Origin of the sequence: Parachitinimonas caeni (assembly GCF_030129945.1) — a bacterium.
GTDB classification, from domain to species: Bacteria; Pseudomonadota; Gammaproteobacteria; order Burkholderiales; family Chitinimonadaceae; genus Parachitinimonas; species Parachitinimonas caeni.
Map to the genome: position 1 here is coordinate 55907 of NZ_JARRAF010000020.1, position 14947 is coordinate 70853.

Genomic DNA, 14947 nt, shown 5'->3' on the forward strand with positions numbered 1-14947 from the left:
AGGGGGAATGAACAATGACCACTCAGACCGTTAAATTCAGTATCTACCGATATGATCCCGATAAGGATAAAAAGCCCTACATGCAGGACATCAGTGTCGAAGTTGAGCCGGGTGAGCGCAAGCTGCTCGACGCTCTGGTGAAACTGAAGGTCAAGGACGATACCTTGTCGTTCCGTCGTTCATGCCGGGAAGGCGTCTGTGGTTCGGATGCCATGAATATCAATGGCAAGAATGGTTTGGCTTGTATCACCGATATCGACACGCTGAAGCAGCCGATCGAATTACGCCCCTTGCCCGGAATGCCGGTGGTGCGTGACCTGATCGTTGATATGACCCAGTTCTTCAAGCAATACCATTCGATCAAGCCTTACGTGGTTAACGATACGCCGCCTCCAGAAAAGGAGCGACTGCAGTCGCCTGAAGATCGTAAGGAGCTGGATGGTTTGTATGAATGCATATTGTGCGCATGCTGTTCCACTTCTTGCCCCTCATTCTGGTGGAATCCGGACAAATTCGTAGGCCCTGCTGGCCTGCTGGCGGCCTATCGCTTTATTGCGGATACCCGCGATACAACGATTAACGAACGCTTGGACAATCTGGAAGACCCCTACCGCTTGTTCCGTTGTCACACCATCATGAACTGTGTTGATGTGTGCCCGAAAGAACTGAACCCGACCAAAGCCATCGGCAAGATCAAGGAATTGATGATCAAGCGGGTTGCATAAGGAATGGACGAGGCAGAGAAAAACAGACTTCGCTGGCGGTCTCGGCGCGGCTTGCTGGAGCTTGATCTGGTGTTTTCCAGGTTTCTGCAGCATGAATTCGACTCGCTTTCAGATGCTGAATTCGAGATTTATCAGGATTTATTGCTCCTACCGGACAACGATTTACTCGATCTAGTTGACGGCAAAACCGAAAGCAAAGACGAGCGCTTCGTGCCGATGCTGGCACGATTAAGAAGCTGGAATAACGACAAAAAGCAACAATAATGCAGTCAACGCTGAACTGACTTCAGGAGCATTTCGAATGGAAAATTCGCGCAATGTCACGCTGACTTACGATGGCGGACAAAAACAAATTGAACTGCCGGTCGTATCCGGCTCTTTGGGGCCGGATGTTGTAGACATTCGTAGCTTCGCCAAGACCGGGATGTTTACCTATGACCCTGGTTTTCTGGCCACTGCCAGCTGTGAGTCGAAGATCACCTTCATTGATGGCGATCAGGGCCTGCTGTATTACCGGGGTTACCCGATTGAGCAATTGGCCGAACACAGTGACTACCTTGAAACCTGCTATCTGCTGTTGAATGGCGAGTTGCCAACACCTCAGCAGAAGGCCGATTTCGACTATATGGTGATGCGCCATAACATGCTGCATGACCAGATCCACAACTTCTTCCGTGGCTTCCGTCGTGACGCACACCCGATGGCGGTAATGGTAGGGGTTGTCGGCGCTTTGTCGGCGTTCTACCACGACTCACTCGACATCAATGATCCTCACCATCGCAAGGTGGCGGCTTTCCGTTTGATTGCCAAGGTGCCGACGATTGCCGCGCAGGCATATCGCTATAACAAGGGTCTGCCACTGTCATATCCGAAGGCTGGTTTGTCCTATGCCGAGAACTTCCTGCATATGATGTTCTCGACCCCGGTTTCCGAGTACAAGGTTAACCCCGTACTGGCCAAGGCGCTGGATCGTATCTTCATTCTCCACGCCGATCATGAGCAGAACGCTTCGACATCTACTGTTCGCCTGTCTGGCTCTTCCGGCGCCAATCCGTTTGCCTGTATTGCGGCAGGGATTGCCTGTCTGTGGGGGCCGTCGCATGGTGGGGCCAACGAAGCCGTCTTGAAGATGCTGGATGAAATCGGCTCCGTTGAGAACGTGCCGGCTTTCATGGAAGGCGTGAAGAACAAGACCCACAAGCTGATGGGCTTTGGTCATCGCGTTTACAAGAACATGGACCCACGCGCTGCCATCATGAAGCAGACGTGCGATGAAGTGCTGGCCGAGCTGGGTCTGCACAATGATCCAAAGTTCAAGCTCGCCATGGAGCTGGAAAAGATTGCGCTGAACGACCCTTACTTCATTGAGCGCAAGCTGTATCCGAACGTTGATTTTTACTCGGGTATCGTTTTGTCGGCCATTGGTATCCCGGTTTCGATGTTTACGCCAATCTTTGCCTTGGCACGTACTGTGGGCTGGATTTCGCACTGGACGGAGATGATCGCCGACCCCGGCATGAAGATCGGTCGCCCGCGTCAGTTGTATACCGGTGCTGGACGCCGCGATTACGTCCAATTGTCTGAACGCAAGTGATGAAAAACACCGCCCGGTAACTTGCCGGGCGGTGCGTTATGTGCAGTATGAAACTAACCAAGATTTTCGCGGTTTCAGGTTTTAACCAGATACTGCAATCTGAATCCGGCATCCTGATCTACTGGACTGTCGTGGCGGATTTGAATTGCGATACCTGGCGACAAACCGAGGCCATTCGTCCCTACCCAAGCAAACCAGCACAATCTGTCGAAGTTGTCCCGACATGTCGGGTCGCTTAGTCCAAGAAGGCTGACAACCATGATGAAAACCCTTCTGTCCCACTCCTATCTGTTCGGTGGCAACGCCCCGTTCATTGAGGAGCTTTATGAACAGTACCTGGCCGACCCGGCAACTATCAGTGCCGAGTGGCGGGACTACTTCGACAAATTGCAGCAACTTCCCGGTGCTGCCGACCGCGATATTCCTCGCGCACCGATCGAAGAATCCTTCATTCAGCTTGCCAAGCAGCCTCGCACCAGTGGCCGTAGCGCCGCAGCGGAGTCTGAAGCCAGCCGCAAACAGGTTGGCGTTCTCAAGCTGATTTCTGCGTACCGTGTGCTTGGTGTTCGCCATGCATCGCTTGATCCGCTCAAACGCATGGATCTGCAACCCGTTCCAGAACTGGACCCGGCTACCCATGGCTTGACTGATGCCGATATGGCTGTGCAGTTCAACTGCGGCTCGCTGGTAGGTCCGGAGCGTGATTCGCTGTCGAATATCATTGCCCGCCTCAAGCAGACTTACTGCGGCAATGTTGGTGTCGAGTACATGCACATCACCAACTCCGAGCAAAAGCACTGGGTTCAGAATGCTTTTGAGTCGATCCGCTCGACTCCGGCCTTTACCGCCAGCAAGAAGATTCGTGTGCTCAAGCAGATTACCGCTGCGGAAACGCTGGAACGCTACCTGCATACCAAGTACGTTGGCCAGAAGCGCTTCTCGCTCGAAGGCGGGGAGAGCATGATTGCGGCGCTTGACCATCTGGTTCAGGCGTCCGGCACTGCCGGTGTTCAGGAAATGGTGATTGGCATGGCCCACCGTGGTCGCCTGAACGTGTTGGTCAATACCCTTGGCAAACAGCCGCGTGATCTGTTTTCCGAGTTCGAGGGCAAGTCTTCGCTGGATTTGCCATCTGGTGACGTGAAGTATCACATGGGTTTTAGTTCGGATATTCCGACTCCCGGTGGACCTATCCACGTTTCCCTGGCTTTCAACCCGTCTCATCTCGAAATCGTCAATCCTGTGGTGGTTGGGTCGGCACGGGCCCGGCAGCAGCGTCGTCACGATCGCACGGGTGATCAGGTTCTGCCGGTACTGCTGCACGGTGATGCTGCGTTTATCGGCCTGGGCACCAATCAGGGTACGTTCAACTTGTCGCAAACCCGTGGTTACGGTGTAGGCGGTACCGTGCACGTAGTTATCAATAACCAGATCGGCTTTACGACATCCGATACCCGAGATGCTCGGTCAACGCTGTATTGCACCGATATCGCGAAGATGATCGAAGCACCGATCTTCCATGTGAATGCCGATGATCCTGAAGCTGTCTGCATGGTGGTGCAGATTGCTCTCGATTTCCGCATGAAGTTCCACAAGGATGTGGTGATTGATCTTGTCTGCTTCCGTAAGCTGGGCCACAACGAGGGTGATGACCCGATGCTGACCCAGCCGATGATGTACAAGAAGATCGCTCAGCACCCTGGCGTGCGCCGTCTGTACGTAGATAAGCTGGTTGCCGAAGGCCTGATGACTGAGCCTGAGACCGAAGCGTTGATCCAGGCTTACCGTGCTGCACTGGATAAAGGTGAGCATGTCGAGCAAACCACGCTGACGGATTACAAACGCAGTTTTGCGATTGACTTCGCACCTTTCCGTGGCACCCACTGGGCACATCCAACCGATACCTCGCTGCCGACTGGCGACATCCAGCGCTTGACCGAGAAGTTCACCAAAGTGCCGGACGGCTTCAAGCTGCATTCGACCGTGGACAAGGTATTGGCTGCCCGCCGCGATATGGCTGCAGGCAAGGCTGCTGTGGACTGGGGGATGGCGGAAATCCTGGCTTATGCCTCACTGTTGGAGAAGGGCTATGGCGTACGGATTTCGGGCGAAGACTCTGGTCGCGGTACTTTCTCGCATCGCCACGCCGTTCTGCACGACCAGAATCGGGAGCGCTGGGATCAGGGCGCCTATGTGCCGCTGCGGCATATGTCCGAAAACCAGGGACATTTCCTGGTGATCGACTCCATCCTCAATGAGGAGGCCGTGCTGGCATTTGAATATGGCTACAGCTCCTCTGCACCAGATGAACTGGTGATCTGGGAAGCGCAGTTCGGCGATTTTGCCAACGGCGCACAAGTGGTTATTGACCAGTTCATCACCTCTGGCGAAACCAAGTGGGGTCGTTATTGCGGTCTCACCATGATTCTGCCGCATGGATACGATGGTCAGGGACCGGAGCATAGCTCGGCTCGACTGGAGCGTTACCTGCAACTGTGTGCAGAGCACAACATCCAGATCGTCATGCCGTCTGAAGCTTCACAGATGTTCCATGCATTGCGCCGGCAGATGTTGCGTCCTTATCGCAAGCCATTGGTCATTTTCATGTCCAAGCGTCTGCTGCGCTACAAAGACTCAATGAGCCCGATCGAGAACTTCACTACAGGGGCTTTCCGCCCTGTCTTGTCCGATCCGGAAGCGCTGGACGTGAAGAAGGTCAAGCGTGTGGTTGTCTGTTCTGGTCAGGTTTACTACGACTTGGTCGCAGGCCGCCGCGAGCGCAATGTCAAGGATATTGCCATCATCCGCGTCGAGCAGCTCTACCCATTCCCAACGGAAGAGTTGAAGGCGGAGCTGGAGAAGTACATCGTTGCTCGGGAAATCATGTGGGTACAGGAAGAACCGCGTAATCAGGGCGCTTGGCATCTGGTTCGGCATCGCCTGGAAAACTGCATGCGTCCGAAGCAGACCTTGTCGTATGCCGGTCGCCCATCCTCGGCGTCGCCTGCTGTGGGTCTGATGAGCAAGCACCAAGCCCAGCTCAAGGCGTTTGTGGAAGAAGCGCTGAGCTTTACTACCAAGTAAATCTGTCACCAGGGGGTTTGCGCCTTGTGCGGCGCGAACCCCGGAAGGCAGCCTCGGAGGCTGCCCTTGCCACCGAATTTGGAGCACCTTAACGATGCTGATCGAAGTAAAAGTACCGCAACTGCCAGAGTCTGTATCCGAAGCCACGCTGCTGGCATGGAAGAAAAAAGTGGGTGAGTACGTCGAGCGTGACGAAAACCTGATTGATCTTGAAACCGACAAAGTGGTTCTGGAATTGCCCGCACCACAGGCGGGGGTTTTGGCGAGCATTGTCAAAACTGACGGCACCACGGTCGTCAGCGGCGAACTGATTGCCACCATCGACACAGCCGCCAAGGCTGGTGACAAGCCCGCTGCCGCACCTGCTGAAGCCGCCAAACCTGCCTCTGCGCCGGAAGCGCCGAAGGCGGCTGCTGTTACAGCTACCGCAGCTGCTGGTGCAGCGGTAATGCCTGCAGCCAAGAAAATGGCTGCAGAATTGAATGTCGATGCCAGCCAGGTTGCCGGTAGCGGTCGGGGTGGTCGCGTGCTCAAGGAAGATATTGTCGCTGCAGCAAGCAAACCTGCCGCGCCTGCAGCACCTGCCGCTGTTTCAGGGTCGTCCAGCTTGGCATCCATCCCAAGCCCGGTAGACGTCAATGCTTTGTTGGCCGATCGCCCAGAGCAACGCGTACCTATGTCGCGTCTGCGCCAGCGTGTTGCAGAGCGTTTGGTGCAATCGCAGTCCACGGCCGCGATTCTGACCACCTTCAATGAAGTCAACATGAAGCCGGTTATGGATCTGCGCAATAAGTTCAAGGATCGCTTTGAGAAAGAACATGGCGTCAAGCTCGGCTTCATGGGCTTCTTCGTCAAGGCGGCTGTTCATGCGCTCAAGAAATATCCCGTCGTAAACGCCTCGGTCGATGGCAATGACATCATCTATCACGGTTACTACGACATTGGCGTTGCGGTGGGCAGCCCACGTGGCTTGGTTGTGCCCGTGATCCGCAATGCAGATCAGCTGAGCCTGGCTGAAATCGAGCGTCAGATTGCTGACTTTGGCAAGCGCGCCCAGGAAGGCAAACTGGGTATCGAAGAGCTGACCGGTGGTACTTACACCATTTCCAACGGCGGCACTTTCGGCTCGATGATGTCCACCCCCATTATCAACCCTCCGCAGTCTGCAATTCTGGGTATGCATGCCACCAAAGAGCGCGCCATGGTTGAAAATGGCCAAGTAGTGGTATTGCCGATGATGTATTTGGCCCAATCTTACGATCACCGCATCATTGATGGTCGCGAGGCAGTGTTGTCTCTGGTAGCCATCAAGGAAGCGATTGAAGACCCAAGCCGTCTGCTGCTGGGTATCTAAATCGTCGAAAGTCGGGTTGTGATGCGAATCACAACCTTCCGCTGTTCTGGCGGGTGCTGATGACCGGTCAGGCCCGCCTCCTCAATTGGTGAGTCCAATGTCCAAACAATTCGATGTCGTGGTAATCGGTGGGGGCCCAGGTGGCTACGTCGCCGCGATTCGTGCTGCGCAACTGGGTTTTAGTACTGCCTGTATCGACGAAATGAAAAATGCCGAAGGCAAGGCTTCCTTGGGGGGAACCTGCCTGAACGTGGGCTGTATTCCTTCGAAGGCACTACTGGAGTCTTCTGAGAATGTTGAACGACTGCAGCACAAGTTTGCAGCCCACGGCATTACCGTTGAAGGTATGAAGTTCGATCTGGCCACCATGCTGGCGCGCAAAGACAAGATCGTATCCCAGCTCACTAATGGTATTGGCTTCCTGTTCAAGAAGAACAAAGTCACCAGCCTGCTGGGTCGCGGCAAACTGTTAGCTCGCAATGGTGATAAGTGGCAGATCGAAGTTCGTGATGGCGCAACGGTCGATACGATTGAAGCGACCCACGTCATCTTGGCAACGGGCTCGACGCCGCGCCAGTTGCCCGGCACTGCCGTGGATAACAAGCTGGTACTCGACAACGTTGGTGCCTTGTCGATGCCAGAGGTGCCGAAGCGCCTTGGCGTGATTGGTGCCGGCGTGATCGGTCTGGAAATGGGTAGTGTCTGGAAGCGCTTGGGTGCAGAAGTGACCGTGCTTGAAGCTATGCCGACCTTCCTGGCCGCTGCTGACGAAGCCGTTGCCAAGGAAGCTTTCAAGCTGCTGACCAGAGAGACCGGCCTTGCCATCCATATGGGTGTCAAGATTGGCGAGGTGAAAGTCGGCAAGAAGGACATCAAGGTTGCCTATACCGACGCTGAAGGCAAGGCACAAACCGCCACCTTCGACAAACTGATTGTAGCGATTGGTCGTGTGCCCAACTCCAAGGATATTGCCGCTGAAGCTGCAGGCCTGCAGATCGACGAACGTGGCTTTGTTGTGGTAGACCATGATTGCCGTACTTCCGCACCGAATGTATGGGCGATTGGCGATGTCGTACGTGGCCCGATGCTCGCGCACAAGGCTTCGGAAGAAGGTGTCGCAGTTGCTGAGCGCATTGCTGGACAGAAACCGCATATCGACTTTGCGACTATTCCGTGGGTTATCTATACCAACCCCGAAGTGGCTTGGGTTGGCAAGACCGAGCAGCAGCTCAAGGCGGAAGGCGTGCCTTACAAGAAAGGCCAGTTCTCGAATGTGCCGCTGGGCCGTGCGTTGGCGCTGGGCGAAAACAAGGGCTTCGTGAAAATGCTGGCCGATGCCCGGACCGATCGCATTCTTGGCGTACATATCATTGGGCCGTTTGCGTCCGAGCTGATTGCCGAAGCCGTGGTGGCCATGGAATTTGGTGCGTCGTCCGAGGATATCGCCCGCATCGTTCATGCACACCCATCATTGTCGGAAGCCATGCACGAAGCCGCACTGGGTTGCGATGGTCGGACTTTGCACAGCTGATAACCGTTGAATTGAAGTAAACGTCTGATCCAGAACCAGTGATAGGCATCAGGTTCGGGCCGAGCGTCAGGCAAGCCGGTAGTGGCTTGCAACACATTCCGACCTTTTGCCGCATGTGACTGAATTTGCGCAGGCACCAACAAAAAAGTAGTGAAGCGTGAAACCGGCGGGTAGCCAGTGCTACCTGCCGTTTCACGTTTCACGTTTCACGTTTCACTCCACGCTTTTTGACAGAGGAAAAGCAATGAACCTCCACGAATACCAAGCGAAAGACCTGCTGGCCAAGTACGGCTTGCCGGTACAAAAAGGCATTCTCGCCACATCGCCGACTGAAGCTGCAGATGCATTCCGCTCGATGGGCGGCAAGTTTGCTGTCGTCAAGGCACAAGTACACGCCGGTGGGCGTGGCAAGGCCGGGGGCGTGAAGGTCGTCAAGAGCGCCGACGAAGCGGCTGAAGTAGCCAAGAGCCTGCTCGGCAAGCGCCTGGTGACTTACCAGACCGATGCAAAGGGCCAACCCGTCAACAGCCTGCTGGTTTGCGAAGACATGTACCCCGTACAGCGCGAACTGTATCTGGGTGCGGTCGTTGATCGCTCCACCCGCAGCATCGTATTCATGGCCTCGACCGAAGGTGGCGTCGAGATCGAGGAAGTGGCACACAACACGCCCGAGAAGATCATCAAGACCGTTGTTGATCCGCTGGTTGGCCTGCAACCCTTCCAGGCGCGCGAAGTTGGTTTTGCGCTGGGGCTGGACGATGCGCAGATCAAGCAATTCACAGGCCTGATGATGGGTGCTTACAAGGCTTTCGTTGAAAACGACTTCGCCCTGTTCGAAATCAACCCGCTGGCTATCCGTGGCGATGGCAGCCTGTGCTGCGTTGATGCCAAGGTTGGCATCGACAGCAACGCCGCTTTCCGTCTGCCGCAAATCGTAGCCCTGCGTGACAAGTCGCAAGAAAACGAGCGCGAGCTGAAGGCATCCGAATTCGACCTCAACTACGTTGCCCTCGAAGGCAATATCGGTTGCATGGTGAATGGCGCTGGTTTGGCGATGGCGACCATGGACATCATCAAGCTCAAGGGCGGTCAGCCTGCCAACTTCCTGGACGTGGGCGGCGGCGCCACCAAGGAGCGCGTGATCGAAGCCTTCAAGCTGATTCTGGCTGACGAGTCGGTCAAGGGCGTGCTGATCAACATCTTCGGCGGTATCGTCCGCTGCGACATGATCGCTGAAGCCATTATCGCTGCCGTGAAGGAAGTGAACGTGACCGTGCCGGTTGTGGTTCGCCTCGAAGGCAACAACGCCGAATTGGGCGCCAAGATTCTGGACGAAAGCGGTCTGAAGCTGACTTCGGCCCAAGGCCTGAACGACGCCGCCGAGAAGATTGTGGCCGCCGTTGCTGCTATCGCCTAATCACCCGCACAGAATCAGGAGTTTTACATGAGCGTTCTAGTCAACAAAAACACCAAGGTGCTGGTGCAAGGTTTCACCGGTAAAAACGGTACTTTCCATGCCGAACAGGCATTGAAGGTCGGCACCAAGGTTGTCGGTGGTGTAACCCCCGGCAAGGGTGGCAGCCAGCATCTGGGCTTGCCCGTATTCAACACCATGCGCGATGCCGTGCGTGAAACCCAGGCGGATGCGTCGGTAATCTATGTACCGGCACCGTTTGCCAAGGACTCGATCCTGGAAGCCATCGACGCTGGCGTGAAGCTGGTGGTCTGCATTACCGAAGGCGTACCGACCATCGACATGCTGTACGTGAAGCGTGCTGTGGACGAAGCTGGCATCCGTCTGATCGGCCCGAACTGCCCTGGCGTCATCACCCCCGGCGAGTGCAAGATCGGCATCATGCCTTGGCACATCCACAACCCTGGCCGTATCGGCATTGTGTCCCGTTCCGGCACACTGACCTATGAAGCCGTGGCGCAAACCACTGCGCTGGGTCTGGGCCAGTCCACCTGTATCGGTATCGGTGGCGACCCGATCCCTGGCACCAGCCATATCGACTCGCTCAAGCTGTTCCAGGACGATCCGGACACCGACGCCATCATCATGATCGGTGAAATTGGTGGCTCGGCAGAAGAAGAAGCTGCAGAGTTCGCCAAGTCGTATGTAACCAAGCCGGTAGTGGGTTACATCGCAGGTGTAACGGCCCCCAAGGGCAAGCGCATGGGCCACGCTGGCGCCATCATCTCCGGCGGCAAGGGCACGGCAGAAGAGAAGTTCGCGGCTTTCGAAAAGGCTGGCATTGCCTACACCCGCAGCCCCGCAGAAATCGGCAAGACCATGTTTGACCTGCTGAAGAGCAAGGGCATGATCTGATTGATCGCAAAATAAGTTATCTTATTTAGGCGAATATCAGTTAAAAGCGCCACCTGCTTCAGGTGGCGCTTTTTTATTGGGCTTGTAAATTTAAAAATGAATAAATAGGGAGTAAGTCCGTGCTAAATAATACAAGTTTTCAGGTTCGTGCAGCGGAAGAGCGCGATGCCGATAACCTGGCTGCCTTATCCATACAAGTCTGGTTACATACCTATGCTTGGCATGGCATAGACAGCAAGATATCCCGTTATGTGCTGGCGGAGTATACGTCAGAAAATATGGCAAGAAAGATTGCTAACCCGAATGGCCAGATATTGCTGGTTGAAAAGGGCGACCATTTACTCGGTTATGCCGCGCTGCTGCTCGACAGCCCGTGCCCAACGATGCCTGATTTAAACAATGAGTTGGCAAGTTTATATATACAGACCCGCTTTGCTGGCCAAGGGCTTGGTGGACAGTTGCTGGCTGCCAGCGCAGCTGTATTTTTACAACGTAGTGGTAATTCAAAATACTGGTTAACCGTGAATGAAAAAAACCAGCGGGCACGGGATTTCTATCAGAAGCATGGCTTTTGCGAAATAGGCGACGATTGGTTTGAAATGGAGGGTGAGCGTTTTCTGAATAAAATCTTATTGGCGTAATTTTGTGTTTGCGAAAAGTTATTGTCAGATATTTGATGATTGGTTTTAAAATTAATAGGAATATGATTTGAAAACTTCTATCTATGCATTATTAAGCGCGCAGTTATTGTCGATTTTAGGGAGTGCTGTGGCAGCGGTAGCCATTCCCTGGTTATTGCTGACAGCAGAGGTTGGGCCTCAAAAGCTGGCCTGGGTCTTTGCGGTGCAGTCGGGAGCTGCGGTGTTGGCCGCCTTGATTGGAACACCATTTCTAGATCGATTCGAAAAGCGGCGTACTTATATTGCCTGTGATGTCTTGTTGGCCACGGCCTCCTTCGGGCTGATTGCCCTGTATCTGAGCCATGCACTGCACCCCGCGACAGTCGCCGCCATCCTGGCCTGCTCGGCCATTATCAGCAGCCTGTCGAGCGCCGCAGGATCGGCCATGATTCCTGAATTGCTGGCAGAGGACGAAAGTGCCAATCAGCGTGTGAATGGCTTGATAGGCACCTTCCATAACTTTGGTGATCTTGCGGGACCGTTGCTGGGGGGGGTGATCATTGCCACCCTGGGCAACGTGACGGCACTGGCCATCGACGGGGCTACCTTTGTGATCTCGGGCTTATTGCTGTGGTGGTTTTTGCCGCAACGCAAGGGGGCGGCTCTGCCTGCACCGGCATCCGAGGCAACCGAAGAGCCGGCGAAAGCTGCGTATCTGGCAGGATTGCTGGCCATTGTCCACGACCCGATGTTGCGTCGGGTCACGCTGGTCAGTGGTGTTGTCAATATGGTGATCTCGCCGTTGCTGGTGTTGTTCCTGCCCGTCATGGTGAAACAATCCGGGGGGAGCGCACTGGGGGTGGGGGTGCTGTTCTCCTGCTTCGGGGTCGGGGCTTTTCTCGCCTCGCTGCTCTATACCTGGCGCGGCGCCAAGCTGGCACCACTGCCTAGTCTGGCCGCATCCATGCTGCTGGCTGTGCTGAGTCTGGCTTTACTACCGTTCGTGCCCCAGCTGGGGGCTTGTGGTTTGCTATGCGTGATTGGGGCGGCAGTCGGCTACACGGGTCCGCTTGAGCAGACGCTGATGCAGAATCACTCACCCGCCAACCAGATTGGTCGCATCATGCTTGCATATTCCGCTTGCCGTACCGTGTCGGTGCCGGTCGGCTTTCTGGTGGTTGGTGAAGTGCTGGGCCAGGGCAACAGCCAGGCAGCTGCACTGACCTTGGCCGGATTACTGTCTCTGGCATTGCTGGCCAGCATGATGCCTTACGCCGTGCCCAAAGAAGCCATGCGATGAGGCGGCGATTGCTCACCTGATTCAGGGGAGCCCAGCGTCGCCAATTGGGGATTCCCGGTCTGAACTTCACACTGGCGGGCTGGGTCCACACGGCTGTGTGAATGCAATAGGTTACCTTCGATGCTCTCAACCCTCGCCATTACCAACTATCGCTCCTTGCTGGATCTGCAGGTGCCGCTAGGGGCGCTCAATGTTGTCACTGGCGCCAACGGCAGCGGCAAGTCCAATCTGTATCGCGCATTGCGTCTGCTGGCCGAGACCGCACAAGGCGGGGTAGTGAATGCACTGGCACACGAAGGTGGGCTGGATTCGATATTTTGGGCCGGACCCGAAACCCTAAGCGCTGCCATGCGACGTGGCGAAGTGCCAGTCCAAGGCACGCGCCGTAACAAGCCAAAGCGATTGAAGCTCGGTTTTGGGGGCGAGGATTTCGGCTATGCCATCACCCTGGGCTTGCCTGCGCCAAGCCTGTCGGCGTTCGCGCTGGACCCTGAAATTAAAACCGAGCACATCTGGGCGGGTATGAGCTATCGTCCGGCCAGCACCCTCGTAGAGCGGGAAGGGGCGATGGTGCGAGTGCGAGAGGGCAGAAGCTGGCGTTCGGTCAACCAGCATCTGAGTGCCTTCGATAGCATTTTCAGCCAGCTGGCCGACCCCGAAGCGGCGCCCGAGGTATTGCAATTGCGCGAGCAGATACGCGGCTGGCGTTTTTATGATCACTTCCGGACCGATCGTGACGCGTCGGCCCGTTTGCCGCAGCTGGGCACACGCACCCCGGTGCTGCACCATGATGGCCGCGATCTGGCGGCAGCCTTGCAGACCATTCGCGAAATTGGCGACTCTGCAGCGCTGGATGCCGCCGTGGCCGATGCCTTTCCCGGTGCCCGCGTAGGGGTCGTGCAGCATGGCGATGGTCGCTTCTCGGTAGAGTTCCGTCAGGAAGGATTGCTGCGACCATTGTCTGGGGCCGAGTTGTCCGATGGCACCTTGCGCTACCTACTGTGGGTGGCAGCATTGCTAACGCCACGCCCACCTTCCCTGATGGTTCTGAACGAGCCCGAAACCAGCTTGCACCCCGATCTGCTACCGGCGCTCGCCCGTTTGATTATCCACGCTGCGGGCAAGAGCCAGGTTTGGGTGGTGTCGCATGCGGCCAGGTTGATTGCGGCACTGAATCAATCTCGTCACTGCCACGCCATCGAACTCGAAAAACAATGGGGCCAGACGCTGGTGAAGGATCAAGACCTGCTGGACCGGCCAAGCTGGCATTGGGCGGACTGACGCAAGCGCACAAGGACATTGCGATGAAGATGCGACCCAACCATTTCGAAAAAGCCATTGCCTGCCTGGAACAAAGGCGTGAATCGCTGATTCAGCAATTGAAACAGGAAGGCGCTGGCGCTGCACTGATCGACGAAAAGGCGGAAATCGATACAGCCATCGCGACGCTGCAGTTCTGCATTCACTGGAATATATTGCCAACCAGTCCGACTTTTGAATTACCCGCAACAGGCGATGCATTTGGCTGTTATCGCCTGTTTGAGCTGGACGAGAATGATGTAATCAGGCGGCCCTGCCAAATAGCAGGGGAAGATGTTGATATTTATGGTGGGACCGTTGTACTGCGATATGGGTGATTCAGGCTGGGGAAATAATGCGACTGAATCACTCACCAATTCAGCGTTATCTTGGGAAATCGATTATTTCAGCCAAGGGTCAATTTCTGCCAGGGCCTTGTAGGTATTATTGGCAAAAGCCTGATATAGCCGGCCCATTCGACCATCTTCGCCATCACCTAAATGCCCCCCATGCTGATTGTCTATGGTGACCGAAAATTTCTTGATCACTTTACCAGCGTGGTCGCTGACGACCATCTGCCCGGTCAAAGAATCCTCGTTGCCTGGAAACGTTATGCTGGTCATCAAGCCTTTCCCTCTATAGGAAATGTCGGTGATGGTAACTTCCAGGATAAGCGAATTTTGGGTAGTGGTTTCTGAATCGAATAATTTCTTTTTGATGAGTGCCGTTTTAATGGTACGAGCCAGTCGGTCCTCAAAGAGAAGCATGCCTTTTGCTGTTTTCTCTTTGACTAAATTACTGGTGCTCAACTTTATTTCTTTTATTGGATGCGTCGTTGTGACTTCAAATACAGGTAAAGATCGGTCGATTTTTACATCGTGGTGAATAATCGACGAGGCGCAGCCTGCTAGTAAAATAACTGCGCAGGCTGCTGGAAAATATTTATTTAAGGTCATTGTAAAATCTCAGAATTCTGCAAACAAATTGCCCCAAGGAGGGGGCGACGAGTTTAGCAGAGTGCGTTGGCTTTTCAGGTGCCGGCCGTCGGGGGATGGGTTCTGCTGGAACCCAACACCTAGGCTCTGTTGACGTTTTGTTTCCGGTCGCGCCG

Annotated in this window: 13 protein-coding genes; 12 read left to right on the forward strand and 1 reads right to left on the reverse strand. The window is 55.1% G+C overall.

Features of this window, described 5'->3' with window-relative positions; translation table 11 throughout:
- Nucleotides 1-14 precede the first annotated feature (14 nt).
- The 12 genes from PZA18_RS15865 (at nucleotide 15) to PZA18_RS15920 (ending at nucleotide 14174) form a co-directional block, all read left to right on the forward strand.
- On the forward strand, nucleotides 15-725 hold the full coding sequence (locus tag PZA18_RS15865) for a succinate dehydrogenase iron-sulfur subunit (protein ID WP_284101845.1): 711 nt from the start codon (nucleotides 15-17) through the stop codon (nucleotides 723-725).
- Between the two features lie 3 nt (nucleotides 726-728).
- Nucleotides 729-989, forward strand: a complete 261-nt coding sequence (locus PZA18_RS15870; protein WP_284101846.1) for an FAD assembly factor SdhE — start codon at nucleotides 729-731, stop codon at nucleotides 987-989.
- Between the two features lie 37 nt (nucleotides 990-1026).
- Entirely contained in the window at nucleotides 1027-2319 is a 1293-nt protein-coding gene (gene gltA / locus PZA18_RS15875) for a citrate synthase (RefSeq protein ID WP_284101847.1), read from the forward strand.
- Between the two features lie 258 nt (nucleotides 2320-2577).
- The gene (locus PZA18_RS15880; RefSeq protein ID WP_284101848.1) at nucleotides 2578-5403 is read left to right on the forward strand and encodes a 2-oxoglutarate dehydrogenase E1 component; all 2826 of its coding nucleotides are present in this window, start codon (nucleotides 2578-2580) and stop codon (nucleotides 5401-5403) included.
- Nucleotides 5404-5497: 94 nt separating this feature from the next.
- Complete coding sequence (gene odhB / locus PZA18_RS15885) at nucleotides 5498-6757, forward strand: 2-oxoglutarate dehydrogenase complex dihydrolipoyllysine-residue succinyltransferase (RefSeq protein WP_284101849.1); 1260 nt, start codon at nucleotides 5498-5500, stop codon at nucleotides 6755-6757.
- A gap of 97 nt (nucleotides 6758-6854) precedes the next feature.
- On the forward strand, nucleotides 6855-8288 hold the full coding sequence (gene lpdA / locus PZA18_RS15890) for a dihydrolipoyl dehydrogenase (protein WP_284101850.1): 1434 nt from the start codon (nucleotides 6855-6857) through the stop codon (nucleotides 8286-8288).
- Nucleotides 8289-8532: 244 nt separating this feature from the next.
- Nucleotides 8533-9705 carry an ADP-forming succinate--CoA ligase subunit beta gene (gene sucC / locus PZA18_RS15895; RefSeq protein ID WP_284101851.1) on the forward strand — a complete coding sequence of 391 codons (1173 nt, stop codon included), beginning with the start codon at nucleotides 8533-8535 and terminating at the stop codon, nucleotides 9703-9705.
- 27 nt (nucleotides 9706-9732) lie between these two features.
- Nucleotides 9733-10617 carry a succinate--CoA ligase subunit alpha gene (gene sucD / locus PZA18_RS15900; RefSeq protein WP_284101852.1) on the forward strand — a complete coding sequence of 295 codons (885 nt, stop codon included), beginning with the start codon at nucleotides 9733-9735 and terminating at the stop codon, nucleotides 10615-10617.
- A 119-nt stretch (nucleotides 10618-10736) separates the two neighbouring features.
- Nucleotides 10737-11258 carry a GNAT family N-acetyltransferase gene (locus tag PZA18_RS15905; RefSeq protein ID WP_284101853.1) on the forward strand — a complete coding sequence of 174 codons (522 nt, stop codon included), beginning with the start codon at nucleotides 10737-10739 and terminating at the stop codon, nucleotides 11256-11258.
- A 67-nt stretch (nucleotides 11259-11325) separates the two neighbouring features.
- Nucleotides 11326-12537: an MFS transporter gene (locus tag PZA18_RS15910; RefSeq protein ID WP_284101854.1), complete on the forward strand. Its 1212-nt coding sequence runs from the start codon at nucleotides 11326-11328 to the stop codon at nucleotides 12535-12537.
- Nucleotides 12538-12657: 120 nt separating this feature from the next.
- Nucleotides 12658-13818: an AAA family ATPase gene (locus PZA18_RS15915; RefSeq protein WP_284101855.1), complete on the forward strand. Its 1161-nt coding sequence runs from the start codon at nucleotides 12658-12660 to the stop codon at nucleotides 13816-13818.
- 23 nt (nucleotides 13819-13841) lie between these two features.
- Nucleotides 13842-14174 (forward strand): hypothetical protein, encoded by a 333-nt coding sequence (locus PZA18_RS15920; protein WP_284101856.1) that lies wholly within the window; start codon nucleotides 13842-13844, stop codon nucleotides 14172-14174.
- Between the two features lie 63 nt (nucleotides 14175-14237).
- Here the strand turns inward: PZA18_RS15920 and PZA18_RS15925 are convergent, their stop codons facing one another.
- Entirely contained in the window at nucleotides 14238-14792 is a 555-nt protein-coding gene (locus tag PZA18_RS15925; protein ID WP_284101857.1) for a hypothetical protein, read from the reverse strand.
- Nucleotides 14793-14947 lie beyond the last annotated feature (155 nt).

Bases quoted from the DNA above. Each gene is read 5' to 3' on its own strand.
- odhB (WP_284101849.1), top strand. From the start codon at position 5,498: ATGCTGATCGAAGTAAAAGTACCGCAACTGCCAGAGTCTGTATCCGAA.
- PZA18_RS15920 (WP_284101856.1), top strand. From the start codon at position 13,842: ATGAAGATGCGACCCAACCATTTCGAAAAAGCCATTGCCTGCCTGGAA.
- sucD (WP_284101852.1), top strand. From the start codon at position 9,733: ATGAGCGTTCTAGTCAACAAAAACACCAAGGTGCTGGTGCAAGGTTTC.
- sucC (WP_284101851.1), top strand. From the start codon at position 8,533: ATGAACCTCCACGAATACCAAGCGAAAGACCTGCTGGCCAAGTACGGC.
- lpdA (WP_284101850.1), top strand. From the start codon at position 6,855: ATGTCCAAACAATTCGATGTCGTGGTAATCGGTGGGGGCCCAGGTGGC.
- gltA (WP_284101847.1), top strand. From the start codon at position 1,027: ATGGAAAATTCGCGCAATGTCACGCTGACTTACGATGGCGGACAAAAA.
- PZA18_RS15925 (WP_284101857.1), bottom strand. From the start codon at position 14,792: ATGACCTTAAATAAATATTTTCCAGCAGCCTGCGCAGTTATTTTACTA.
- PZA18_RS15880 (WP_284101848.1), top strand. From the start codon at position 2,578: ATGATGAAAACCCTTCTGTCCCACTCCTATCTGTTCGGTGGCAACGCC.
- PZA18_RS15870 (WP_284101846.1), top strand. From the start codon at position 729: ATGGACGAGGCAGAGAAAAACAGACTTCGCTGGCGGTCTCGGCGCGGC.
- PZA18_RS15915 (WP_284101855.1), top strand. From the start codon at position 12,658: ATGCTCTCAACCCTCGCCATTACCAACTATCGCTCCTTGCTGGATCTG.
- PZA18_RS15865 (WP_284101845.1), top strand. From the start codon at position 15: ATGACCACTCAGACCGTTAAATTCAGTATCTACCGATATGATCCCGAT.